Origin of the sequence: Pseudomonas sp. A-R-19 (genome assembly GCF_019956575.1) — a bacterium.
GTDB lineage: Bacteria > Pseudomonadota > Gammaproteobacteria > Pseudomonadales > Pseudomonadaceae > Aquipseudomonas.
In genome coordinates this window covers 54,399-77,342 of sequence record NZ_JAHBDR010000046.1, presented here as the reverse complement: position 1 = coordinate 77,342, position 22,944 = coordinate 54,399, and the positions used below count along the sequence as shown (strand labels likewise).

Here is a 22,944-nt window from a genome sequence, read left to right as displayed (position 1 = left end):
CAGGCCGTGTAGAATTTCAGGCCAGCACCCCATTATTTCGAAAAAACATGCCTGCACACATTCGCCTGGCTTTACCCGATGACGCGCATTTGTTGCCCCGTATTGAACGGAGCGCTGCGCAAGCATTCCGTTCGATCGAAGAACTGGGTTGGCTGGCGGACGCCGCCACCATGACAGTCGAACGTCACAGGCAGTTGATCGCGTTTTCAACGTGCTGGGTGGCAGTCGATGCTGATGCCCGGCCTCAAGGTTTCCTGAGCGCAGAACGCCACGGCAGCGATCTTCATATCTACGAGTTGTCGGTCAGGCGGTCCGCGCAGGGGCAGGGCTGGGGGCGAAAACTGGTGGAAACGGCGATGGACTATGCGCGATTGCAACAGCTGGCTTTGGTGACGCTGACAACGTTCACACAGGTGCCCTGGAACGCGCCCTTTTACCGGCGGCTGGGGTTTGAGCATTGTGCGGGGGCAACGTTGGATAAGCGCCTGGCAGAGATCCTGGCTCAGGAATATGCCTGCGGTTTTGCACCCGATAGTCGCTGTGCAATGTCATGGCGGGTGCCCCAGGTGCCATAGCGTGCGCCAACCACAGGTCTGCAATCGGACCCGCCAGGAAGGCGGGCCCGAAGGGGGTCAGAGCTTCGGCAATTGCCCGATGCGGCCCATCATTTCGGTGACGATCTGCAAGTCCAGCAGGAACTGCTCGGTGGTCTTGAACTCGTTGTCGTTGTGACCGGTGTATTTGACGTCCGGCATGGCCAGGCCGAATTGCACGCCGTTGGGCAGTTCATGCACGGACGTAGCACCTGCGGAAGTGCCGAACTTGTGTTCCATGCCGAGGTTTTCGCTGGCCACCGCGAGCAGGGCCTTGACCCATTCACCCTCGGGGTTGCGGTACATCGGTTCGGCGATCGACAGGTCGAAGACCGGTGCGATGCTGGTCTTCTTGCTCCAGGCATCCAGCTTGCCGGCGATTTCGGCTTTGAGCGCCTCCGGCGACTTGCCCTTCGGTACGCGCAGGTTGACCGCGAGTTTGAAGGTTTTGTCGTCCATCCCGACATAGGTCAGGGACGTGGTCAGCGGGCCCATGAACTCATCGGCAAAACCAACCCCCAACTTGCCACCCAAGTAGTCCAGTCCCCAGTTGTCGGCGGCGTAGCGGGCGGCGTCAGTGATCTGGTTGTGCTTGAGCGCCACCTTGCCGTCGAGGCTATTGATGAAGTCGAGCATCCTGGCCACCGGGTTGACGCCGGACTCGGGCTCGGAGGAGTGCGCGGACACGCCGGTGACCGTCAACTTGACGTCCTTGCCGTCGACCTTGGCCGTCACTTCGAAGTTGCCGCCGTTGCGCTTGGCATATTCGCTGCCGGCGGTTTGCAGGCTGGCGGCCAGTTCGGCGGGCTTGTCGGTTACCAGGGTCGCGACCGATGTTGACGGAATCTGGTTGGTGGCCAGGCCGCCGGTCATCGAGATGATCTCCGCGCCTTTGCCCTCGCCAGCGCGCTTGGCGAAGCTGGCCATGACGGTGCCGTAGCCTTTCTCGGCGATCACCACCGGGTAGCCGCCATCGAGCGCCAGGTTGTAGTTGGGCGTCGGGTTGCGTTCGAAGTAGTAGGGGATGGCGTCGCCCGTGGTCTCTTCGGTGGTGTCGACCAGCAGCTTGAAGTTGCGCGCCAGCGGCAGCTTCTCTTCCTTGATGATCTTCATGGCGTAGAGCGCCACCACGATGCCGTTCTTGTCATCCTCGGTGCCGCGGCCATACATGCGATCGCCAATCAGGGTGACCTTGAACGGGTCGAGGCGGGTGCCGTCCTGCAGCACCCAGTTCTCCGGTGTCACCGGCACCACATCGGCGTGGGCGTGAATGCCCACGACTTCATCGCCGCTGCCTTCGAGGGAAATCTCGTAGACGCGGTTGTCGATGTTGCGGAAGTTCAGGTTGAACGCCTGGGCGAGGCCCTTGATCTTCTCGGCGATCTTGAGGAATTCGGGATTGTCGTGCTGGGCCACCCCTTCCACGTTCACTGTCGGAATGGCCACCAGTTCCTTCAAGGTTTCGGTGGCGGCGCTGCCGTATTTCACCCGGGCATAAAGACCGAGCAAACGATGGATTTCGTTCTGCTGCTCGGCGGACAGCGTCTTGTTGTCGAGGAAGGCACCGATGGCCGCGCCGAGGTTGTCGGTCCTGGCGATATCGCTCTTGGCCAGGCTGGCGAGGAACTGCCTGAAATCCTTGACCGACGCATCATTGAAAGTCTTGAGGATGACCGCGCTCTGTTCTGGCGTGATGTTGGCTTGCGCAGCCGTGGTGAACGACGAAAGGCTGGCGAGCATGAGGGTGGTCGCAGCCAGGTGCTTGAGTGAAAAATCCATTGCTGGGGGCATTCCTTTGCAGGCGGGTTGTAAGAAATATCTGATCGCTTTGTCAGAAACATCTCAAAACTAACACCACGAGCCTGTGAAGCGGGAGCCCCTGAAGTGGGATCTGTCGCACAGAAACGCAAAAGCGGCGCAGAAACGAAAAACCGCCCATCAGTGCTTACATTCTGCCAGCACCACTTGGCAGGTGCTCGGTGTGCCGCCCGATCGGCCGGCATAGCGGGCGCAATTGCTTAGGGATTTCTGCCGGGCCATGCTCAAGGTGTCGCCCCAGGCGAGGCCACCTTCGCCGACGGTGGGGAGTGCTTTTGCATAGCAGGCCGAGCCAATATTTGCGGCGGAGTAGCGAGCCGCGCTGGATTTGCCTGAACAGCCGGCTATCAACGCCAGATCGACGGCGAGCAGGGATAGCAGGATCCATGACGAGCATTGGCGTACAGTATGTCCCGTCATCCCGGTTCCCCTGTAGCAACAGGCGCATTTGCGATCGTACCTGGCCGGATCAGGGCTGGGGGCACACTCTTTCCCTGAGCCTATCCTTGCGGCATCGATCCTGCTGCTCCTTTCGTCTGCTTTCCCAAGTTCGGCGTGTCTGGCCGTCCGAGAGTCGAGTTGAGCTCGCTACAGGCCACTGAACATACTGATGATCACGGCATTGACCAGGTCAATGAAAAAGCCGCAGACCAACGGCACGATCAGGAACGCCTGGTGCGCCGCGCCGTACTTTTGCGTCACGGTCGACATGTTGACGATGGCCGTCGCGGTGGACCCGAGGGCAATCCCGCCGAATCCCGAAGCAATCACGCACGCTTCGTAATCACGCCCCATCAAGCGAAACACCACAAAGTACGTATAGGCGACCGTCAGCAGAATTTGCAGGGTCAATGCGCACAGAATGAACATCAATGCGCCGCTCAGTTGCCATAGCTGAAGCCCCATCAGGGCCATGGTCAAGAACATGCCCAGGCAGATGTCGGAGATCAGCGAAAGGCCCTGGCTGGCACCGCTCCAGCTTTTCAGGCGTTGATCACCCACAACGGCGAGAACGATGTGGTGAATGACGATGCCCGCGAACAGGCAACTGACAAATTTGGGCAGGGTGACGCCGGCATCGACCAGCAGCAGGTTGAGCCCATAACCGGCCATCAGGGTCAGGTTGAGCCACATCCAGGCCCAGAGCACGTCGTAGTAGTCCAGTGGCTTGCTCGGTTGCTGGTCGAGAATGCCAACTTCCAGTGTCGCATCCCCCGACGTCGATAGCTGATAACGATGTATCAGTCGGTTGGCGATCGGGCCGCCGATGACGCAAGCGGCAATCAGGCCGACGGTGTTGCTGGCGATGCCCAGTTCGTGTGCGTTACTGATCCCCAGCTTATCGATGAACAGCGGCGCCCAGGCCAGGGTCGTGCCCACCCCACCCGTGAGGGAAATGGATCCCACCATCAAGCCCGCCTTGGGATCAAGCCCAAACGCCTGGGCCACACCCATGCCCAGCGAGTTCTGCAGGAGAATGAACACAGCGGCGAGTAACAGCAGGATCAGCAGCGGGCGCCCACCCTTGAGCAGTTGGCGCATGTCCGACTTCAAGCCAATGCCGGCAAAGAAATAGAGCAGCAGGGTATCGCGAACCTGCAGGTCGAATTCGATCTGGATATTCAGGCCGAAGTAAAGCAAGGACGTCACCGCCGCACAGACGAAGCCGCCGACCACCGATTCGGGAATACAGTATTGACGCAGGAAGGTGTTGTGCTGGACGAGGGTCTTGCCGAGGAAAAGCAGGAGGATGGCGAGTGTAAAACTCACGAGGCCGTGAACCTGGAAGAGCTGTGAAGTCATTTAAGGCCTACCTGGAAAACTGAAAAATCATTATCAGGATTCGCACATTCAATATATGGACCTGTATCAATGAACTGTCGATACAGGCCTGTGCCGCAATCACCAGGTACATTTGTGTGCCGGGAGTGATGACAGCCTAGCCTAAACGGCCAAGTCGTCATCACGCTCCCGATGGCCAATCAAACGACGGACTTCAGCGCTTGATCAGGGAAATCTTCGTTCCCTCGATACTGACACCCGCCATCAGCCCTTGCTGGTCGAAGATGAACGCGTAGGCGTCGTCTTTCAGCGTCGAGCTGGACAGGTTCTTCGCAACCCCTTCGTCAACCACGACAACCGTTGGCCCCACGCCGATTTCCCAGCCCTTGGTTTCGGCTACATATTTCACGGCTTTATCGGTCATCAGGAAAACCACATAGCCGTACGACTGGGCGCCGGCCTGCAGCCCCCAGGAACCGCTGACGGAGTTGTAGTAGTTCTCGACTTTGCTGCCTTTCATTAAAACGCCTTCACCGTAGCTGCCGCCGAACACAAGACCTGCCTTGATGATTTTCGGAAAAACCAGCACAGCCTTGGCTTTGTGCGAGATGGTTTCGGAAAAAGGATGGGTCTTGTACAGCGTTTGCAAGGCTTGTCGAGCATCGGCGTTGAGATCCTCGGCGGTGGCCGCTCCTGCATTGTTCAGTAAACCGGCCGATGCCAATGCTGCAGTCGCGAGGAAGAACGAGAGGAACAAGCGTATTGATCGAGTCATTTGCGTACTCCGCTGAGGGAGCATGGGATGAGAGCAGCGGTAAGCCCCTGCGCCAGGCAGGAACCGAACCCACTGAGGTTATCCGGCGCACCCTGAAATGTGTGAAATGCAAGCATCGCTTGTGAATGAAGCTGGCCGAGGCCACTGATCATTTGCGATGCCATCAACTGTTGTGACCACTGTGTGAGGGCCAGGTTCGTTGTCAGTTCTGATAGCTGCAGAACCCGGCGTTGCGCGGCTGCACGGCACACGTGAGCTTGACGGAATTCTCGCTTGCCTTGGTGTATTCCCGGGCATGGCGCAGTTGATCGAAGGTCAGCATCTGGAACCACGGATCTGTGCATTTATCTTCAATCAGCATTGCTGCGCCAAATTCGGGTATGGCTCTCGGGCCGGCAGACAATAGTTGTTTAGGGCGCGCGGGACTGAGCTAGAATGCGACGTTTTTTTGGTTTGTTCTCCGCGCCCACTCATTCCTATGTGCTGAACAAGATTGCGTCTTGCACATCGCCAGAGAGTTCTATCCTCAATGCCAGCTTCGCATCCACATCTGTCGCACCCAAAGTACCGACCGGACATCGATGGCCTCAGAGCTATTGCTGTATTGGCTGTCGTAGCATTTCATGCGTTTCCAGGCTTGATTCGTGGAGGATTCATTGGAGTTGATGTTTTTTTCGTCATCTCCGGCTTTTTGATCTCTACGATTATCTTTAAAAGCCTGGACAGGGATGCGTTCAGCTTTAGGGAGTTTTACGCCCGCCGCATCAAACGCATTTTTCCAGCATTACTCTGTGTGCTGATCGCCAGTTTTACGTTTGGCTGGTTTGCCCTGCTGGCTGAAGAGTATAAACAACTGGGTAAGCATATTGCCGCTGGTGCGGGGTTTGTTTCTAACTTTGCCTTGTGGAGTGAAGCTGGGTATTTTGATATCGCCGCAGATGTAAAGCCGCTGTTGCATTTGTGGAGTCTGGGGATTGAAGAACAGTTCTATATTGTTTGGCCGTTCGTGCTTTGGTTTTCGTGGCGGCGCAAATTCAATCTTTTTGCTTTGACTTTGCTTGTTGCGGCTATATCTTTTTGCCTTAACGTTTATGGGGTGAGCAAAGATTCTGTGGCTACCTTCTATTCACCGCAGACCCGGTTTTGGGAATTGTTGTGTGGAAGCATGCTGGCCTGGCTTGCGTTGTATAAAAAAGATTTTTTTTCTCGGGTTGGGCTAAGGCTCGACGGCATGCTGTGCTCTGTCATTGGTCGGGAACGGTCCGGGAGTGACGGAAAAACGCTTGCTAACGTTTTATCGGTTATTGGTTTTTTGCTAATTCTTATTGGCTTTTGGTGTGTCAGTAAGAAAGTAGAGTTTCCAGGGAAGTGGGCGTTACTTCCGGTTTTGGGAGCTGTATTAATTATAGCTTCAGGTTCCAGTGCTTTTCTGAATCGCTGGGTGTTATCAAACAAAATCGCCGTTTGGTTTGGTTTGATCAGTTTTCCCCTTTACCTGTGGCATTGGCCGATATTGTCCTTTCTTCGTATCATGGAAAGCGGGGTGCCAAGCCGGCGCGCTCGGATAGCAGCGGTTTTGCTGTCTATTGCATTAGCCTGGATCACCTACAGATTCATTGAGCGTCCTATTCGTCTGGGCGTTCAAAGCAAAATGAAGGTTTGTGTATTGGCTGTGCTGATGTTCGTTTGCGGGCTTGCTGGGTATGGAGTGTACAAGGCTGATGGTCTTGGCTCGAGAGCGAGCCTGGACAAGCACTATGGTTCTATCGAATTGGCCGCAGCGTATCCACATATGCCTTATCGCAACGAGGCTTGCGATAATCTGTATCCTGAACTCAAAGGTTACTTTTTTTGCCTGGTATCCAAGGATTATGCCCCGGAAATATTGATTATGGGTGATTCTCATAGTAATCAATATTACAAGAGCCTGGCGCGTAAGCTGCCTGATAAGTCAGTTATGAATTTGGGGGCGCAGAGTTGCATTCCTTTTTCATCGGTCACGCATATGTCTGCCAGTGGCTGTGAGAATAACCTCATCGTAGCATTAAAATTTGCGGCGGAAACTTCGAGCATTAAGACTGTCTATCTCGCCGGGTACTGGAGTTATCTCGCTTCTGGTGGGTTCGGTATTTATAATGAGAATTATCGACTTCCTCGTGCATTGACTGATAAAGAGGCTGATTCATTTGTCGAGGTTGGGCGGAAAGTCTTGGCCGAGCTTGTGCGCTCTGGAAAGGAAATCATATTTTTAAGTGATAACCCTGATCTAGAGTTCAATGTAAGAAGCTGCTTTGAATATCGACCTTTGGTGATTGGAGGTAATAAGGTCAGAGAAGTCTGCGGTATGAGTCGCGTGGATTACGAAGCGAGATATAAGGTTTACTCTGATATGTTTTCCAAACTGGTTTCAGAGTTTCCTTCGGTGAAGGTCTATAGCCCGAAAAATGTTTTCTGTGATGATAAATATTGTTATGGGTCTTCTGGTGGTAAGCCGCTCTACTATAATTCCGACCACTTGACTATATTTGGCGCTGATCTAGTTATTGATGATTTGTTGGGTAAGTATCCAGTGAAATAGCTCGGTAACCCTTTGAGGCCATTAGCCTCAAAGGGGGCTCCGTGATACCAAATTAAAGCCCGACCATCGTGTCGGGCTTTTGCATTCCTGGTTCCACAACTCATTGTGCGGGCAATCAGTCGGCTTTCGTAACCGATTCGGTCGAAACCCTGTTGCCAAGGAGGCGCTGGAGTAAAGCACGAAGACGCGTAGACATGGGTTTTTCGATGAGCTGATTCACCGCGTAAGCAGCGGCCAGAACCAGCACGATGACACCCCAGAAGAGCAAATGGACGTTGACCTTGTCGTATAGCAGGTTGAACGTCATGAAGCCTATGAATTGGTGCAGGAGGTAGAGCGGGTAAGTCAGCGCCCCGAGCGTTGTCCAGTTTGTCCGGCCAAAGAATCCGGTGTTGCGAGTAGCGCTGAGCAACATTGCAACGAAGCAGCTCGTAACGATCGCAATGACCACGAGTGGGTCTACTTCCAGCTTGAAAACACCGGTCAATACGCTGGCTTGCTTCAACGCTTGATACATCGCCAAGGCAAAAGAAAGAGCGATAGTCGCGGTACGGATGATGGAAAATCCATTTTTCCAGACCATGAACATTGAAGCGCCCGCAATGAAGAATGCCGCATATTCGGAAATCAAATACACAGACAGCTTGTCAGCCCCAAATAGTGCAGTCTTCGCTGTATAGGCGAGCCAGGCAATCATGAAATATTCTGCATTTCGCATCTGTTTAAATGCCAGCAGAATGGCAATCAAAAGATAAAAGCGAATTTCGATGAAAATTGACCAGTAGGCACCATCGATAGACGGGACCTTCATGAACTCGCTGAACATGGTCATGTTGGCGAGATACTGAGTGAATGTGGCCGAAAAGCGTCCATTGCCCATTAACAGGATCGCAATAAATGTAATGCTGCAACACGCCCAGAATGCAGGGTAGAGCCGGACGATCCTGGATATTGCGAACGACTTCAGGTTCGCATTTGAAGCCGTCATGAATATCACAAAGCCGCTGATCATAAAAAACAGCTGAACACCAAGATACCCATACTTTGCGGCTGGAACTATCCAGGGGTAAGACATGACAGACAGATCGTCGTAGGCATGTCCACGAAAGGAATAATGAAAGAACAGGACGGCAATTGCCGCGAGGAACCGAAGTAGATCGATTTCGTTTATGCGGTCTTTAGTCATGGTTACAGCCAATTGGATGACCCTGGTGCGTGATGAGTATTTTGTTGTTGGGCGCGTATCCTACCGCCAGGCCCAATGAAAGCGAAGCCAAGTCTGGTGCTGTCATGGACCGGCGGTAAATCCCGGGTCGACCGGTCGCCATGGCCTGGCCCCTCTGCAACGAGTGAGCAATGGCAAGGCCCGGGGCGGCGCTCGACAGGACGTTCGCAGGTTTTTACTGTGCAAAAAGAAGGCCCGCTGATTTGGCGGGCCTTTTTACTACACGAGCGCTGGGCGCTCTTTCTGTGGTTCCGGCTCCGGTGCTGGAGCTGGCAATGCGAAGCTATCGGCGAAGTTTTTCTGGCGGGGCTCGCGGTGACCACCTTCGGACACCATCCGGATAACTTTCCGCGCCGGCTCTTCAATGCAGTGGTACAGGAACATCGAGAAGGCGATGATGATGGGGATCTCATACTTCAGGTCCATCATGCCAAACAGCTTGCGCTCAACAAACAGCACCATGATGTGACACATGTAGAGGCTGAAACTGATTTTCCCGAGGTAGACCGATACTGGGTTGGAGTACGCCCAAATCGGTCCTGCACGGAACAGGCTGGCAATCATCACGATCACGAGGAACGGGAAAAGCATGTTGAAGTAGTACTGGATGCTGGTTGCCCATAGCATCAGCAAGATCAGTGGGGCTATCGCGATTGCGGTGACTCTCCAGAGTCTGGAGTCCGGCAGGTCACGGCATACCTGGTAGGTGCAGTATCCGGCTACAAAGTAGACGATGCACTTGATGGTCCAGATGCCATTGGCAAGCAATTTAGGTTGCAGGAAGGGCGCATAGAGTGCCAGACCGATCAAAAGCAGTGAGAACGAAATCTTTCCCCACTTTCTCGTGAAGTAGGCGATGAACGGAAAGGTCAGGTAGGCCGCCCACTCGCAACTGATCGACCACGAAGGCTGGTTGAATGTCAGTTCGGGGGTTACGCCCCACGCATGCACCAGAAACAGGTTCGCGTAGAACGTGTAGGCGGAATCGACCGGCGACCACTCATAGAGACGATGCATCGGCAGAATGAATGCTGTAATGACCAGCATGAACAAGTGCACCGGGTAGATCCGTGCCAGCCTGGCTACCCAGAACTTCATAGCTCCCCGTGGGCTAACACCGTCTGCAAAGTCTTTCCCGTGGACATAGGCCAGAATGAAACCAGACAGGATAAAAAATATGTCGACTCCGAGGCCTCTCGTCTGGAAGAGAAATGCCAGGCCATCGTACGCATTGGCGAGGTCGCCGTATCGAATGTGAAGCAGCAGGACTGACAGGGCGGCGAATCCCCGTAGCCCGGTCAGGTTTTGTATGTGTGCGGCGCGCATCAAGCACTCCATTGCAGTTGTCTGGCAGGTCGAGCCTGGAAGGAGGGCGGCGATTAAATCACAGCTTTATAACAAAGCATATAAATGGCCACTACATTGATTCCTCCTACTGTCAGAAAGTCATCATGCCGTCGGTTGGTCGCGAATTTCGTACCACTTTTTGCACCACTGGTCGGAGTTAACAGAGTGGAAGGCGTGCTTTGAAAAGGGGAGGAAGTCGCCGGTTTCGTTGGTTTTGCGTCTTTTGCCAACCGTTGTCGGCTTAGCCCCGCTTGTGGCTGTTTCTTTCAGGGCCGCTGGCCCAGTTTATTTCGACGTCCTGGACGCCAAGGAGACATCATGACGGTCAAGCGTATGGATAACGTCGGCATCGTTGTAGAAGACATCGACGCCGCCATAGAGTTTTTCACCGAGTTGGGGCTTGAGCTTGAGGGGCGCGCTCCAATCGAAGGCGACTGGGCGGATGGCGTTACCGGATTACGCGACATGCGTGTCGAAATTGCGATGATGCGTACGCCGGACGGTCACAGCCGGCTCGAGCTGTCACGCTTCCTCGCACCACCTGTGGTCGCCGATCACCGCAGCGCCCCGGTGAACGCTCTCGGTTACCTGCGCGTCATGTTCACCGTGGAGGACATCGACGACACGCTCGCCAGGCTCCAAAAACGCGGCGCGGAGCTCGTCGGCGAAGTGGTCCAGTACGAAGATTCATATCGTCTCTGCTACATTCGGGGCCCCGAAGGAGTTCTCATCGGACTAGCCCAGCATCACGTGGCTGCACTCAAGATAAACGGCCCGCCCCAAGTAGCGCACTAGTCAATCCTTGTGTTTGTCTAACTTGCCTCGGCCCATTTTAGCGTCACTCGCCAGCCGGGTGTGGGAAGCATCATCTTGAGCGGCGTCCACAGGCGGCTATCACCGAGTCGGATTTCGCCTTTACCTGAGTGATCGGTGCATTTGCACGGCTGGAAACGATGAAGCCCTGAATGATCAGGGCTTTGTCGTATAACGACGGGTCGCGGCAATACGGATTGCCAGAAACAGGTTTGAGTTCGAACGAGCTGTGGAATCGAACTGTCCTTGCACTTTTATAAAGCGCCATGCGCAACAACGTGCACCAGTCGGAAGCGCCGCGACGCGCTTTCGCCCGCAGTAGCTCCAGCGCCGTAACCATCCCCCAGGCCCAAGAGTCAGTGTTTGCAGACAGTTGAAGTCTCTCTGTGGCTGGCTGGCACAAAGGCTGCAAGGCTGACATCAGGTCCACCTTGAACGCATTCGAGTGGACAGCCCCCTCGGTCAACGACGATCGATTGGCCGAACAGGTCGTGGGCAGCATCGGTGGATCAGGCATAGCTGCCTGGTTTGAACACCGCAAAAGAACAGGCAAAGACGCCTGGAACCGCAAGGTTTCAGGCGTTTTTTTTTGCTTTTAAAACCGTGATTGGCTCGGGCTGGGTGCTTTCTATGAATTCCAATGTTGCCACGTTGAACAAGATGCAAACGCTGATCGTGATCGGTAATGGCATGGTCGGACATCATTGCGTCGAACAACTGATCGAGCGGGGAGCGCTTGAGCATTACCGGCTGCACGTCTTCAGTGAAGAACCGATGCGTGCCTATGACCGTGTGCATCTTTCCGAGTACTTCTCCGGTCGTGATGCCGAGTCACTGGCGCTGTCCGATGCGTCGCTTTACCAGGTGCCCGGCGTTACCCTGCATCTGGGCATGCCGGTACTGGAAATCGACCGCGTCCGTCGCCAGGTGATCACCGCGCAAGGTTGCGTCACGTATGACAAATTGGTCCTGGCCACCGGGTCTTATCCGTTTGTTCCGCCAATCGAAGGCGCCGAAGGTGAATCGCGTCTGGTCTATCGCACCCTGGAAGACCTCGATGCCATTCGCGCTGCGGCGGCCAATGCCCGGCGCGGCGTGGTGGTCGGCGGTGGCTTGCTGGGCCTGGAAGCCGCGAACGCGTTGAAGAGCCTGGGCCTTGAGGCCCACGTGGTGGAGTTCGCGCCGCGCTTGATGCCGGTACAACTGGATGACCTCGGTGGTCAGGCGCTCAAGGCGCAGATCGAACGATTGGGCGTCGGTGTACACCTGTCCCGCGCCACGCAATCGATCGGCGCGGGCGAGCAGTACCGCTATCGCATGAATTTCGCCAATGACGAATTCCTCGAAACCGACCTGATTGTGTTTTCCGCCGGTATCCGTGCGCAAGACGCGCTGGCTCGTCAATGCGCGCTGGAGATCGGTCCGCGCGGTGGCGTGGTGATCGACGACACCTGCCTCAGTTGCGACCCGAACATCTACGCCATCGGCGAGTGCGCTTCATGGAACGGCAGCCTGTTCGGCCTGGTCGCACCGGGCTACCAGATGGCGCGCAGCGTCGCGGCCCGCCTGTGCAACGAAGTCGCGGAGCCGTTCACCGGCGCTGACATGTCGACCAAGCTCAAGCTGCTGGGGGTGGATGTCGGCTCCATCGGCGACGCCCACGGCAACACCCCGGGCGCGCGCAGCTATCAGTTCATCGACGAAACCAGCGCCAGTTATCGCCGCCTGGTGGTCGATGCAAGCGGCAAACACGTCCTCGGTGCAGTGCTGGTCGGTGACAACAGCTATTACGACACCTTGCTGCAATACATGCAGAACGGCATCGCCCTGCCAGCAGAACCCGCCAGCCTGATTCTGCCGTCCTCCGAAGGCGCGCCGACCCTGGGCCCGGGTGCGTTGCCCGAGTCAGCCACGGTGTGCTCCTGTCATAACGTCACCAAGGGCTCCATTTGTTCGGCCATCGACGGCGGCTGTACCGACCTGGGCCAGCTCAAGTCGCAGACCAAGGCCTGTACCGGCTGCGGCGGTTGCGCCGGGTTGCTCAAGCAAGTGTTCGAGCATGAGCTGATTGCCCGTGGCGTCAGTGTCGACAAGAGCCTGTGCGAACACTTCGCCTACACCCGCCAGGAGCTTTATGCGCTGGTACGGGTAGAGGGCGTGATCACCTTCGACGAACTGTTGGCCAAGCATGGTCGTGGCCACACCGGTTGCGACGTCTGCAAACCGGCGGTGGGCTCGATCCTCGCCTCGTGCTGGAACCAGCCGATCATGGACACGTCGCTGGTGCCGTTGCAGGACACCAACGACACCTTCATGGCCAACATGCAGAAAAACGGCACCTATTCGGTGGTGCCGCGCATTCCCGGGGGTGAGATCACCGCCGACAAATTGATCGCGATTGGCGTGGTGGCGAAGAAATACGACCTCTACACCAAGATCACCGGCGGCCAGCGTATCGACCTGTTCGGCGCTCAGTTGCATCAGTTGCCGGACATCTGGGCCGAGCTGATTGCAGCGGGTTTCGAAACCGGGCACGCCTATGGCAAATCGACCCGCACGGTGAAGTCCTGCGTCGGCAGCACCTGGTGCCGTTACGGCGTACAGGACAGCGTGCAAATGGCCCTGACCCTCGAAGATCGCTACAAGGGGCTGCGCTCGCCACACAAGCTCAAGTTCGCGGTCTCCGGTTGCACCCGTGAGTGCGCCGAGGCGCAGAGCAAGGACGTGGGCGTGATCGCCACCGAGAAAGGCTGGAACCTCTATGTGTGCGGTAACGGCGGCATGCGTCCGCGCCACGCCGAGTTGTTCGCCACCGACCTCGATGACGCCACCCTGATTCGCTACATCGACCGGTTCCTGATGTTCTACATCCGCACCGCCGACAAATTGCAGCGCACCTCTGTCTGGCGCGAGAACCTGGAGGGCGGCCTGGATTACCTCAAGGACGTGGTCATCCACGACAGCCTGGGGCTTGGCCTTGAGCTCGAATCGCAGATGCAACGGGTGGTCAACCGCTACGAATGCGAATGGGCCAACGCCCTGAAAGACCCGGAAAAACTCAAGCGCTTCCGCACCTTCGTCAACGATCAACGCCCGGACCCGGGCATCCATTTTGTCCAGGAACGCGGCCAGCGCCGGCCGATCATGGCCGCTGAACTGCACCTTATCCCTGTCATCGAGGAGATTGCCTGATGAGCCAGTCCGATACCCAGAGAGCTTATTCCAGTTCCGCCCTGGTCAATCCAGATGCCTGGCAAACGGTGTGCCGCCAGGAGGATCTGGTGAGCAATTCCGGCGTCGTCGTCTGGCTCGACGGTGCACAAGTGGCGCTGTTCTACCTGCCGGCCGCCGAAGGCAAGACCCTCTATGCCATCGATAACCATGACCCGCAATCCGGGGCGAATGTCATCGGTCGCGGGCTGATCGGCAGTATCAAGGGCGATCTGGTGATTGCCTCGCCCCTCTACAAACAGCATTTCCGCCTTGAGGACGGCAGTTGCCTGGAACATCCGCAGCAGCGCCTGCGGGTCTGGCCGGTGCGCCTGAACGCAGGCCAGGTGGAAGTCGCGGTGGCCTGAGCAGATGGATTTCACCGGGGTCTGGGCGCTCATTCAATCGATGATTCATTCCAGGCCCCGGCGGAGTCGATGATCAATGACAAACAGTATCGGAGGTTCGCATGAAAACAGCCGCACAACTGCTCAAGCTCAAGGCCGTGCAAAACCAGCGGGTGCATAGCATCGCGCCAGACCAGATGGTGCTTGAAGCGTTGAAAATGATGGCGGAAAAAAACGTCGGTGCTCTGCCCGTCATGGAACAGGGCCAGGTCATCGGCGTTATCAGCGAACGCGACTACGCGCGCAAGGTCGTTCTACAGGGGCGCTCTTCGGTCGGTACGCCGGTCCGGGCGATCATGAGCGCGCCCGTCGTGACAGCCGACAGTCAGCAGAGCATTGAACGTTGCATGGCGGTCATGACCGACAGCCATCTGCGCCATCTACCGGTGGTGGAGGGCGACCAGCTGATTGGCCTGTTGTCGATTGGTGATCTGGTCAAGGAAGCCATCGTCGAGCAGGCCGAGCTGATCCGGCAACTGGAACACTACATTCGCGGACATTGAAGCGCCCGGGGCAGGGTGCCACTGCCGATCTGTTCAACGTGACAAGGTCAAACGGGCCAGGGCGATTGCCCTCACGGGGTTTCAACCTGCGCCTTGAGAAATAGTGAAAACAGCTCCTGCGGCGACTTTATGTTCAGCTTCGCGTAGACGTGCCGGCGGTGGACCTTGACGGTCTCGGCCGAGATGCTCAACTTGCTGGCCACTTCCTTGTTCGAGCAGCCACTCAGGATCAAACGGATCACGTCGAGCTCTCTGGCGGTCAGGGGAGTGCCCAGGCGCACCATTGTCTCTTCCAGATTGTCTTGCCAGCGCGGTGCCTGGCGAGGGACGCTTTCAGCCATCGCGCTCTCGAAAAACATGCGCTGGCGCATCAGGCCCACGACCCAGGGGCGGATCATTTCCAGCAGCGAAATCTGTTCCGGCGTGAACAGCTGACGACTTCCCAATGACAGGCACACGCTGCGGGCCTCGTCGAGTTTCACGTTGTATTGCACTTCGTCCTGCTCTACGTAGTGGGTGAAGTAGCGCTCGTAGTATTCCGTCTCCTTGAAGCGTTCCGGTGCCACGTCCGCCAAGCGGTACAGCCCGGTGGCGGGTTGCTCGCGATTGGCGATGTAGAAGGGGTCGAGCAGGTACAGGCCCTTGATGTAATCGTGGAACAGCGGGTCCGGTCCCTCGCCTTGATACGGGCTTTCGGCGAAGGCAAAAGGGCGGCCGTCGCTGAACAGCAGCACCGCCCAGGTATCGACCGGTACGTATTCGCCTATCAGCCGGCTCAGGCTTCGCCAGAAATCAGCCTTGTCCAGGTGTTCGATCAATTGGCCGGCTGAGCGATGCCAGGCCATGTCCTGGAGCGTTGGTGTCATGCATGTACCCCCTGGGGTTAATCACTCGACGTGATAGGAAATTCGCTGGCAAAACGCATAATTGCATCGACCTTTTGCAAAAGTCACTTACTTCCTGGCCGGGATTTACCCTGATAACAAGGTCCGAATATGAAGCTCGAACTCGTACAACTGGCGGGGCGTGATGGCGATACCGCGTACAATTTGCGACGCACTCTTGATGCCATCGCTCAATGCGCGCCTGACACCGATATCGTGGTGTTTCCCGAGGCGCAAATCACCGGTTTCCTGAACTACCAGAACATTGCCGAACAGGCCCTGTCGCTGGATAACCCCAGTGTCCAGGCCATCCTGCAGGCCGCGCATGAGCGTAACGTCGCGGTGGTGGTGGGGCTGATCGAAAACGATGGCGGGAATTTTTACAACACGACGCTTTTCATCACCCCCGAAGGTATTCAACTGAGCTACCGCAAGACCCACCTCTGGGTCTCCGAGCCTGGCCTGGTATTGCCCGGCAACCGCTATGGCACCGTGGAGTGGCGTGGTGTGCGTATCGGTCTGTTGATCTGCTACGACACCGAGTTCCCGGAAACAGCCCGCGCCGTGGTGGCCCTCGGCGCAGAGCTGATTTTGGTCACCGATGGCAACATGGAGCCTTACGGTCACGTACACCGCACCTCGGTTACCGCCCGAGCCCAGGAAAACCAGGTGTTTGCCGTGGTGGTGAACCGGGTCGGCCCGGGTGATGACGACACGGTGTTCGCCGGAGGCAGTGCGGTGATTGACCCCTTTGGTCACGTATTGCTCGAAAGTGGGCGCCAGGAGAGTCGCCATGTGATCGAGCTGGACATGTCGCAACTCGCCGATGCCAGAGCCGTCTACGACTATCGCAAAGACCAGCGCTTCCAGTTAGCGGGAGAGCGTATTGAGCATGCGGATGGCCGACGCGAACTGCTGATTCCTTAATACAAGACGCTAGATCCGCAGGCGTCGCTCAACCCACAACAATAATTCAGCAACAGTCAGCTGGGGGCGCGTTTGGCAAAAACGTGCAGTCAGCCAGGAGCATCCCATGAAGTTTCCCCGCTTGATGAAGTTCAGCCTTGTCGCATTGTTCGTCACCGGAATCGGTGTCGCGTGGGCCGAACCGCCGCGTGTGCACTTGTATAACTGGTCGGATTTCCTGGCACCGGAAACGCCCAAGGAGTTCCAGGCGGACACGGGTATCTCGCTGATCTGGGATGCCTTCGACAATGCTGAAGTGATGGAAAGCAAGTTGATGGCCGGACGTACCGGTTATGACGTGGTGATGGTGCCTGACGACCTGTTGCCCAGCCTGACAAAGGCTGGAGTGATTCAGGAACTGGATCGTGAACGTATGGGCAACTGGTCGCTCCTGGCCCCGGATGTTCTGGCAAAACTTCAAGGCAATGATCCGGGTAATCGCTACGCGGTCCCCTATATGTGGGGCACGACAGGGATTGGCTATGACAAGACCAAGGTCGAACAACTGTTGGGCGCCAACGCTCCGGTAGATTCCTGGGACCTGATCTTCAAGGAAGAAAACATCTCAAAACTCAGCCAGTGTGGCGTAGCGATGCTGGATGCACCCGTAGAGATCGTACCTATCGCGCTGCACTATCTGGGCCTGCCACCGAACAGCAAAAAACCCGAGGATTACCTCAAGGCCGAGGACTTGCTGCGCAAGATCCGCCCATACGTCCGTTACTTCGATTCCTCGAAATTCACCACGGACCTGGCCAATGGCGATATCTGCGCCGTGGTCGCATGGGGTGGCTCCGTCTACAACGCGAAAGTCACTGCAGACCATGCCAACAACGGCGTCAAACTGGCCTACAGCATTCCGCGAGAGGGCGCGCCGGTCTGGTTTGAAAACATGGTGCTGCTCAAGGATGCTCCCCACCCGCAGCAGGGCTACGACTTCATCAACTACATGCTGCGCCCGCAAGTGATTGCCAAGAGTTCCAACTACGTCGGCTATCCCAACGGCAACAAGGACGCCTCGGCCTTCATCGATCCGCAGTTGCGGGACAACCCGGGTGTGTACCCAACCAAAGAAGTCATGGCCACGCTCTACCCCCTCGAAACGCTGCCGCTCAAACTGGAACGCGTGCGTACCCGACTCTGGAGCAAGGTGAAAAGTGGCACCTGAGTGTCGCCCCACAACCCTTCGCATAACAAGAAATCGAACGACCGGAGTTGCCATGACTATCGCAGCAGACTTGATCATCACCCACGCTGACATCCACACCATGGACCCGAGCCTGCCCAGGGCCCAGGCCATTGCCGTGCATCAAGGGCGCATCGTCGCCGTGGGCGACAACGTGGACATCGAACGCATGGCCGGCGTCGAGACGCGCCGCATCAACGCACAAGGGCAATTGATGCTGCCCGGTTTGCAAGACACCCACGTGCACTTTCAACTGAGCAGTGCCGACCTTTATCACAATGCGTCGTTGTACGCCGCCGCCAACCTTGACGAACTGCTGGCCGCCATTCGCGAGTTCGCCGAACGCCATCCCGACAAAGCCTGGATTCGTGGCGTCGGTTTCTCCTCCAGCGTGTTCAACCCGGACGAACTCACCAAGGAATTGCTGGACAGCGTGACGGGAGGGCGCCCGGCGCTGATGCTCGCCAACGATTACCACAACGGCTGGGCCAATAGCGCCGCCTTCGAGATCGCCGGGGTGACCGCAGGCAGCCCCGAGCCTGCGAACGGTAGCTATGTGCGCAACGCCGACGGCACACCCAAGGGGTGGCTGTTGGAGGACGCCATCTGGGCGATGAATCGCATCGCACCCGGGTACACGGACGAAGAATACCTGGAGGCCATGCAGCACTACAGCAAGGAGTTCAACCGTCGCGGTATCACCGGCGTGCTGGATGCCATGGTCAATCGCAATTACATGAAAAACTACCAGGCCTCCCATGATCGCGGTGATTTGACGCTGCGGGTCCGCGCTACCTCAAAGGTTTTCGCGCACAAGCCGCTGGACGAGCAACTTCGCGAACTCAAGGACCTGCGCGAAATCTACCGGGGCGACCGGGTCAGCATGCACTCGGCAAAGTTTTTCCTCGACGGCGTGCTGGAAAGCGGTACGGCCGTGTTCCTGCAACCGCGTTGCGACACGGGTGGGAATGCCGAGTTGATGTTCACCCAGGAACAGATCAACACCTGCTTTGCGGCGTTTGATCGGGAGAAGTTCCAGTTGCACGTTCACACCATTGGCGACGGCGCGGTACGCGCCGCCGTGGACGGAATCGAGCATGCCCGCCAGATAAATGGCCAGTGGGATTCGCGTCACCAATTGGCTCACCTGCAAGTCGTGGCGCCGGCAGACATTCCCCGCTTCACGTCCCTGGGCATTCTGGCCAATTTCCAGCCCTTGTGGGCCCAGCCGCAACCCGAGGCCGACGCCATCGCTGAAGCCATGCTTGGCGCGGAACGCAGCGAGTGGATCTTCCCCATCGGTGCTTTTGTGCGTAAAGGGGTGACCTGCATGATGAGCAGCGACTGGGGCGTCAGTACCTATGATCCGTTCGAGATCTTGCAGTCGGCCGTCACCCGCCAAAACGTCGGTGCCGGTCCCGACGATCCGGTACACAACCCGCAACACCGCATCAGCATCGAGGATGCGATCCGTGGTTACACGCTCAATGCTGCCCATGCTGCCTGGCGCGATGACTGCACCGGCAGCCTCAGCGTGGGAAAGTACGCGGACCTCATCCTGCTCGACCGCAATCTGTTCGAAATCGATCCCGGCGAAATCGCCCAGACCCAGGTGTTACTCACCCTGCTGGAAGGGCAAGAAGTCCATCGGTCGCCAGACTTCGGCTGACTGATCGCCCCTGAACGGGGCCTTCCACGCCAATCAATTCACATCACCCTCTGTTTCGGGCCGCCAGGCCTGGGGGTTAGTGCGTGCGCGTGAATCGCGGCAGGGGGGCTGCGGTCGCAGCCGTGGACGCATTCGCAGGCAGCAGATTTGCCATTACAACAAGAACAATCGGGAGAAATCAGTATGTCCTTCATCACCCAGGTGCGGGCGCTTTCGGCGCTCGGCGCGTTGATCAGCCAGTGTGCCTTTGCGGGGTATGCATTCGAGGCGGGCGACGTCAAAGGGGAGGCTACACTGGCCGCCGGCGCGGCCAGCATCAACGCCGCTAACGTCAATTTCGGAGCCGGGCGCGTAGACCTGCGCAACGGCCGTAACACCGGTGAGCGTGCCGATTGGCAGGAGATGTATCTGAAACCCGGCGCGACCCTCGGCTACGAACTCGACTCGGGCCTTGAAGTATTCGCCGGTGCGTCGGCCGTAGGGGCCACCACGTTTGGCGACGGCGATGCCGGTGGCTACACCCGCAGTTCAGACCATGACCTTTCTGTTGAGGCGTTCTATGCCGGCGTGCGCAAAGGCGACTGGACGCTCAGCGCCGGACGACAGGACTTCAAGGTCGGCACAGGGTTCATCGTCATGGATGGCAACCTGGATTTCTTCGACGATGGCGCCTACTGGATTGGCCCGCGTACGGCGTTTCGCGACTCCGCCATCGTGCGTTACGGCCATGATCGCCTCAGCGCCCAGGCATTCAGCTTGCGCACAGACGACGATCTCGGTGACTTTCGCATGAACGGCCTGAACGTCGACTACGACCTGGCCGGCGCGGCGACACTGGGGGCCATGGCCATGAAGGTGAACTCCCTGGACCGACAAGCCAATAGCCAGAACCCACGCGAGGGGATGCAGGTCTATAACCTGCGTGCGTTGCAAGGCAAGGTGCCTGGCCTGGATGACCTGACGCTACATGGCGAATACGCTGTCGAGCGCGGCAGTGGCGCCGGTGTCGACTACGATGCCCGCGCCTGGTACGCCCAGGCCGACTATGCGTTCCCCGCAATTGCGTTACAGCCACAGTTGAGTTACCGCTATGCCTACTTCTCCGGTGACGAAGACCCCTCCGATGCAAAGAAGAAAGCCTGGGATCCGCTCAGCAAGGGCTACGTCGACTGGGGCACCTGGCTGATTGGCGACGTCGTCGGCAATTACCTGCTGTTCAACAGCAACGAGCGCGTCAGTCAGTGGACGCTGCGCACTCATCTGACACCTACCGTCAGTTTGGGCGGCATTCATTACCAGTTCAGCCTGGACGAAAAGGTGCTCAACGGTGTGCCGGTCAGCGACCGTCGCTTCGCCGACGAGAATGTCGTGTTCCTTGAATGGACCCCGACACCCAGCGTCTACACCAGCGTGTCGTACAACTGGGTCAAGCCACTGGCGGCCGCCCGCGAAACCTACGGCAACGACGACTTCAGCGCGCTCGAGATGTTCATCTCCTACCGCTATTGAACCAACCCGAAGATGGACTCGGCCCTGGCCGGCTGCGTCCGTTTTCGTCAACAACAGGAATTGCGCCGTGATCAATACAGTTGCAGGGCTCTTCAAAGCCCCACCCATCCATCTCTCAACGCTGACCCTCGGCATGGAGGTTTGAGATGCCTCACAAACCCGTCAACTTGACCGCCAGCCTTAGCCTGACTTCGGTGGTGCTGTTTGGCCTGGCGTACATGGCACCCAGCCTGGTGCTGGTGATTTTCGGTGTCATCGCCCAAGTCAGTTCCGGCACGGCGCCCAGCGCCTTCCTGCTGGCCACCGGCGCCATGCTGTTATCCGCATTGAGCTACGCCAAGATGGCCAGGCTCTTTCCCGTTTCCGGCTCGGCCTATTTTTATGCCCGGCAGATGCTGGGCAGCCAGTTCGGATTTCTGGTCGGCTGGTTGATCTTGCTCGACTACCTGTTCATGCCCATGGTCGCCTGGCTGGTTCAGTCGGTTTTCCTCAACGTGCAGTTCCCGGCAATACCTGTGTGGGGCTGGATGCTCGTCAACATACTCCTGACAACCCTGGTCAACGTCATGGGGCTGAGCCTGGCCGACCGGACGAACAAATTGCTGACCGGACTGGGCATTCTCCTGGTGTTGTTGTTCGTGGTTTTCTGTCTGATTTTCCTGATGCGTCAGTCACCCGTCTCCTTGACTGAACCGTTATGGAACGCCAGCAGTACGCTCGCCGGTGTGTCTGCGGCTGCCGCTGTGGCGGCCTATTCCTACCTCGGTTTCGACGCGGTCACCACGATGGCCGAGGACACGCGAGACGCAAAACGCAACATTCCTCGGGCCGTGGTGTTGGTGATGGCAACGGCGGGGCTGCTGTTTGCGCTGGTGGCGTACATCATGCAACTGGTGCATCCCGGGGGCGTGTTCGAAGACGCGCAGATTGCTTCCTACCTGATGTCCGTTGAGGTCGGCGGGCAAGCCTTTGCGGATTGGCTCAACCTCGGATTCATCGTCTCCGGATTCGCCTCGGGTCTCATCGTACAGCTGAGCACCAGCCGTCTGCTGTACTTCATGGGACGGGCAGATGTGCTGCCCAGGCCGCTGTTCGGTACATTGCACCCCAAGACAAGAACTCCGGTTTTCAACCTGCTGTTCACGAGTGTCATCGGGTTGATCGGCTTGAACATCACGGTCGAAATGGCAACCTCATTCATCAACTTCGGCGCCTTCCTCGGTTTTACCGCGGTGAACCTGTGTGTCATCTGCTACTTCTACCGAACCCGCCGAACCCGCCCACTCGGACTGTTCGGGTATCTGCTGTTTCCGCTGCTGGGTATGTGCGTGAACCTTTACCTGGTGAGCCAGCTGAGTTCGACTGCGATCACCATCGGGCTCTGCTGGCTGGCAATTGGCGTGATCTACCTCATTTGGCTGACACGCGGCTTCCGCCGATCCGCACCGGAGCTGAACATGACCGAGCGAGCAGGGGGGTAGTGTCAGCGGTTGTTTTCGAGGGCTTCTGTAGGCCTGCCTGCAGTTGTGCGCACAGCTTGCCCAAGTGATGGGAGGCGACGACCGGACAAGCGGGGTGGCAAATGGCTATATACAATGAGTGCCACGAAAATGAGTGCTGACCTGCGGCTTCACCTCGCCTGTTACTGGTGACAAATAACAACACCGCCGCGTGGGTTG

Annotated in this window: 20 protein-coding genes; 11 read left to right on the top strand and 9 right to left on the bottom strand. The window is 57.3% G+C overall.

Going from position 1 to position 22,944, the window contains the following annotated elements; genetic code table 11:
* The first annotated feature begins 47 nt into the window (after nt 1-47).
* Entirely contained in the window at nt 48-575 is a 528-nt protein-coding gene (locus KGA88_RS10985) for a GNAT family N-acetyltransferase (protein ID WP_223590939.1), read from the top strand.
* A 57-nt stretch (nt 576-632) separates the two neighbouring features.
* Here KGA88_RS10985 and KGA88_RS10980 read toward each other — a convergent pair whose 3' ends face one another.
* From KGA88_RS10980 to KGA88_RS10960, 5 genes are all read right to left on the bottom strand, one after another.
* Nucleotides 633-2,372 (bottom strand): dipeptidase, encoded by a 1,740-nt coding sequence (locus tag KGA88_RS10980; RefSeq protein WP_223590909.1) that lies wholly within the window; start codon nt 2,370-2,372, stop codon nt 633-635.
* 159 nt (nt 2,373-2,531) lie between these two features.
* On the bottom strand, nt 2,532-2,831 hold the full coding sequence (locus tag KGA88_RS10975; RefSeq protein ID WP_110662799.1) for a hypothetical protein: 300 nt from the start codon (nt 2,829-2,831) through the stop codon (nt 2,532-2,534).
* 168 nt (nt 2,832-2,999) lie between these two features.
* Nucleotides 3,000-4,214, bottom strand: coding sequence for a sodium/glutamate symporter (gene gltS / locus KGA88_RS10970; RefSeq protein WP_223590907.1), 1,215 nt, complete (start codon nt 4,212-4,214; stop codon nt 3,000-3,002).
* Nucleotides 4,215-4,407: 193 nt separating this feature from the next.
* On the bottom strand, nt 4,408-4,968 hold the full coding sequence (locus KGA88_RS10965; protein WP_223590905.1) for a YSC84-related protein: 561 nt from the start codon (nt 4,966-4,968) through the stop codon (nt 4,408-4,410).
* A gap of 202 nt (nt 4,969-5,170) precedes the next feature.
* The gene (locus KGA88_RS10960) at nt 5,171-5,329 is read right to left on the bottom strand and encodes a hypothetical protein (RefSeq protein ID WP_181431978.1); all 159 of its coding nucleotides are present in this window, start codon (nt 5,327-5,329) and stop codon (nt 5,171-5,173) included.
* 168 nt (nt 5,330-5,497) lie between these two features.
* On the opposite strand from KGA88_RS10960, the gene KGA88_RS10955 reads away from it, so the two are divergent.
* A complete protein-coding gene (locus KGA88_RS10955; protein ID WP_223590903.1) occupies nt 5,498-7,546 on the top strand; it encodes an acyltransferase family protein in 2,049 nt (682 codons plus the stop codon).
* A gap of 115 nt (nt 7,547-7,661) precedes the next feature.
* Here KGA88_RS10955 and KGA88_RS10950 read toward each other — a convergent pair whose 3' ends face one another.
* Nucleotides 7,662-8,732: an acyltransferase family protein gene (locus KGA88_RS10950; RefSeq protein WP_223590893.1), complete on the bottom strand. Its 1,071-nt coding sequence runs from the start codon at nt 8,730-8,732 to the stop codon at nt 7,662-7,664.
* 258 nt (nt 8,733-8,990) lie between these two features.
* Nucleotides 8,991-10,097 carry an acyltransferase family protein gene (locus KGA88_RS10945; RefSeq protein WP_223590891.1) on the bottom strand — a complete coding sequence of 369 codons (1,107 nt, stop codon included), beginning with the start codon at nt 10,095-10,097 and terminating at the stop codon, nt 8,991-8,993.
* A gap of 339 nt (nt 10,098-10,436) precedes the next feature.
* On the opposite strand from KGA88_RS10945, the gene KGA88_RS10940 reads away from it, so the two are divergent.
* Nucleotides 10,437-10,913: a VOC family protein gene (locus tag KGA88_RS10940; RefSeq protein WP_223590888.1), complete on the top strand. Its 477-nt coding sequence runs from the start codon at nt 10,437-10,439 to the stop codon at nt 10,911-10,913.
* A gap of 70 nt (nt 10,914-10,983) precedes the next feature.
* On the opposite strand, the gene KGA88_RS10935 is transcribed toward KGA88_RS10940, so the two are convergent.
* The gene (locus KGA88_RS10935) at nt 10,984-11,352 is read right to left on the bottom strand and encodes a hypothetical protein (protein WP_223590886.1); all 369 of its coding nucleotides are present in this window, start codon (nt 11,350-11,352) and stop codon (nt 10,984-10,986) included.
* A 209-nt stretch (nt 11,353-11,561) separates the two neighbouring features.
* On the opposite strand from KGA88_RS10935, the gene nirB reads away from it, so the two are divergent.
* The 3 genes from nirB (at nt 11,562) to KGA88_RS10920 (ending at nt 15,051) form a co-directional block, all read left to right on the top strand.
* Complete coding sequence (gene nirB, locus KGA88_RS10930) at nt 11,562-14,123, top strand: nitrite reductase large subunit NirB (protein WP_223590883.1); 2,562 nt, start codon at nt 11,562-11,564, stop codon at nt 14,121-14,123.
* Nucleotides 14,123-14,509 (top strand): nitrite reductase small subunit NirD, encoded by a 387-nt coding sequence (nirD, locus tag KGA88_RS10925; RefSeq protein WP_110657070.1) that lies wholly within the window; start codon nt 14,123-14,125, stop codon nt 14,507-14,509. The genes nirB and nirD overlap by 1 nt, the downstream gene beginning before the upstream one ends.
* Before the next feature lie 101 nt (nt 14,510-14,610).
* A complete protein-coding gene (locus KGA88_RS10920; protein ID WP_223590866.1) occupies nt 14,611-15,051 on the top strand; it encodes a CBS domain-containing protein in 441 nt (146 codons plus the stop codon).
* A gap of 71 nt (nt 15,052-15,122) precedes the next feature.
* Here the strand turns inward: KGA88_RS10920 and KGA88_RS10915 are convergent, their stop codons facing one another.
* The gene (locus tag KGA88_RS10915) at nt 15,123-15,917 is read right to left on the bottom strand and encodes a helix-turn-helix domain-containing protein (RefSeq protein ID WP_223590863.1); all 795 of its coding nucleotides are present in this window, start codon (nt 15,915-15,917) and stop codon (nt 15,123-15,125) included.
* 129 nt (nt 15,918-16,046) lie between these two features.
* Here KGA88_RS10915 and KGA88_RS10910 point away from each other — a divergent pair, with 129 nt between their 5' ends.
* The 5 genes from KGA88_RS10910 to KGA88_RS10890 all read left to right on the top strand — a co-directional run bounded on the left by KGA88_RS10910 (nt 16,047) and on the right by KGA88_RS10890 (nt 22,746).
* Nucleotides 16,047-16,862 carry a carbon-nitrogen hydrolase family protein gene (locus KGA88_RS10910; protein ID WP_110657076.1) on the top strand — a complete coding sequence of 272 codons (816 nt, stop codon included), beginning with the start codon at nt 16,047-16,049 and terminating at the stop codon, nt 16,860-16,862.
* A 106-nt stretch (nt 16,863-16,968) separates the two neighbouring features.
* Complete coding sequence (locus KGA88_RS10905) at nt 16,969-18,069, top strand: polyamine ABC transporter substrate-binding protein (RefSeq protein WP_223590860.1); 1,101 nt, start codon at nt 16,969-16,971, stop codon at nt 18,067-18,069.
* A gap of 52 nt (nt 18,070-18,121) precedes the next feature.
* The gene (locus KGA88_RS10900; RefSeq protein WP_223590857.1) at nt 18,122-19,756 is read left to right on the top strand and encodes an amidohydrolase; all 1,635 of its coding nucleotides are present in this window, start codon (nt 18,122-18,124) and stop codon (nt 19,754-19,756) included.
* A gap of 183 nt (nt 19,757-19,939) precedes the next feature.
* Nucleotides 19,940-21,265 carry an alginate export family protein gene (locus tag KGA88_RS10895; protein WP_223590854.1) on the top strand — a complete coding sequence of 442 codons (1,326 nt, stop codon included), beginning with the start codon at nt 19,940-19,942 and terminating at the stop codon, nt 21,263-21,265.
* A 146-nt stretch (nt 21,266-21,411) separates the two neighbouring features.
* Nucleotides 21,412-22,746 (top strand): APC family permease, encoded by a 1,335-nt coding sequence (locus KGA88_RS10890; RefSeq protein ID WP_223590851.1) that lies wholly within the window; start codon nt 21,412-21,414, stop codon nt 22,744-22,746.
* Nucleotides 22,747-22,944: the final 198 nt, after the last annotated feature.

Excerpts from the sequence above, each read along its gene's own strand:
- KGA88_RS10890 (WP_223590851.1), top strand. The coding sequence starts at position 21,412 with ATGCCTCACAAACCCGTCAACTTGACCGCCAGCCTTAGCCTGACTTCG.
- KGA88_RS10960 (WP_181431978.1), bottom strand. The coding sequence starts at position 5,329 with ATGCTGATTGAAGATAAATGCACAGATCCGTGGTTCCAGATGCTGACC.
- KGA88_RS10915 (WP_223590863.1), bottom strand. The coding sequence starts at position 15,917 with ATGACACCAACGCTCCAGGACATGGCCTGGCATCGCTCAGCCGGCCAA.
- KGA88_RS10955 (WP_223590903.1), top strand. The coding sequence starts at position 5,498 with ATGCCAGCTTCGCATCCACATCTGTCGCACCCAAAGTACCGACCGGAC.
- KGA88_RS10905 (WP_223590860.1), top strand. The coding sequence starts at position 16,969 with ATGAAGTTTCCCCGCTTGATGAAGTTCAGCCTTGTCGCATTGTTCGTC.
- KGA88_RS10935 (WP_223590886.1), bottom strand. The coding sequence starts at position 11,352 with ATGTCAGCCTTGCAGCCTTTGTGCCAGCCAGCCACAGAGAGACTTCAA.
- KGA88_RS10980 (WP_223590909.1), bottom strand. The coding sequence starts at position 2,372 with ATGGATTTTTCACTCAAGCACCTGGCTGCGACCACCCTCATGCTCGCC.
- KGA88_RS10920 (WP_223590866.1), top strand. The coding sequence starts at position 14,611 with ATGAAAACAGCCGCACAACTGCTCAAGCTCAAGGCCGTGCAAAACCAG.
- KGA88_RS10975 (WP_110662799.1), bottom strand. The coding sequence starts at position 2,831 with ATGACGGGACATACTGTACGCCAATGCTCGTCATGGATCCTGCTATCC.
- KGA88_RS10965 (WP_223590905.1), bottom strand. The coding sequence starts at position 4,968 with ATGACTCGATCAATACGCTTGTTCCTCTCGTTCTTCCTCGCGACTGCA.
- KGA88_RS10945 (WP_223590891.1), bottom strand. The coding sequence starts at position 10,097 with ATGCGCGCCGCACACATACAAAACCTGACCGGGCTACGGGGATTCGCC.
- KGA88_RS10940 (WP_223590888.1), top strand. The coding sequence starts at position 10,437 with ATGACGGTCAAGCGTATGGATAACGTCGGCATCGTTGTAGAAGACATC.
- gltS (WP_223590907.1), bottom strand. The coding sequence starts at position 4,214 with ATGACTTCACAGCTCTTCCAGGTTCACGGCCTCGTGAGTTTTACACTC.
- nirB (WP_223590883.1), top strand. The coding sequence starts at position 11,562 with ATGAATTCCAATGTTGCCACGTTGAACAAGATGCAAACGCTGATCGTG.
- KGA88_RS10985 (WP_223590939.1), top strand. The coding sequence starts at position 48 with ATGCCTGCACACATTCGCCTGGCTTTACCCGATGACGCGCATTTGTTG.
- KGA88_RS10910 (WP_110657076.1), top strand. The coding sequence starts at position 16,047 with ATGAAGCTCGAACTCGTACAACTGGCGGGGCGTGATGGCGATACCGCG.
- KGA88_RS10900 (WP_223590857.1), top strand. The coding sequence starts at position 18,122 with ATGACTATCGCAGCAGACTTGATCATCACCCACGCTGACATCCACACC.
- KGA88_RS10895 (WP_223590854.1), top strand. The coding sequence starts at position 19,940 with ATGTCCTTCATCACCCAGGTGCGGGCGCTTTCGGCGCTCGGCGCGTTG.
- KGA88_RS10950 (WP_223590893.1), bottom strand. The coding sequence starts at position 8,732 with ATGACTAAAGACCGCATAAACGAAATCGATCTACTTCGGTTCCTCGCG.
- nirD (WP_110657070.1), top strand. The coding sequence starts at position 14,123 with ATGAGCCAGTCCGATACCCAGAGAGCTTATTCCAGTTCCGCCCTGGTC.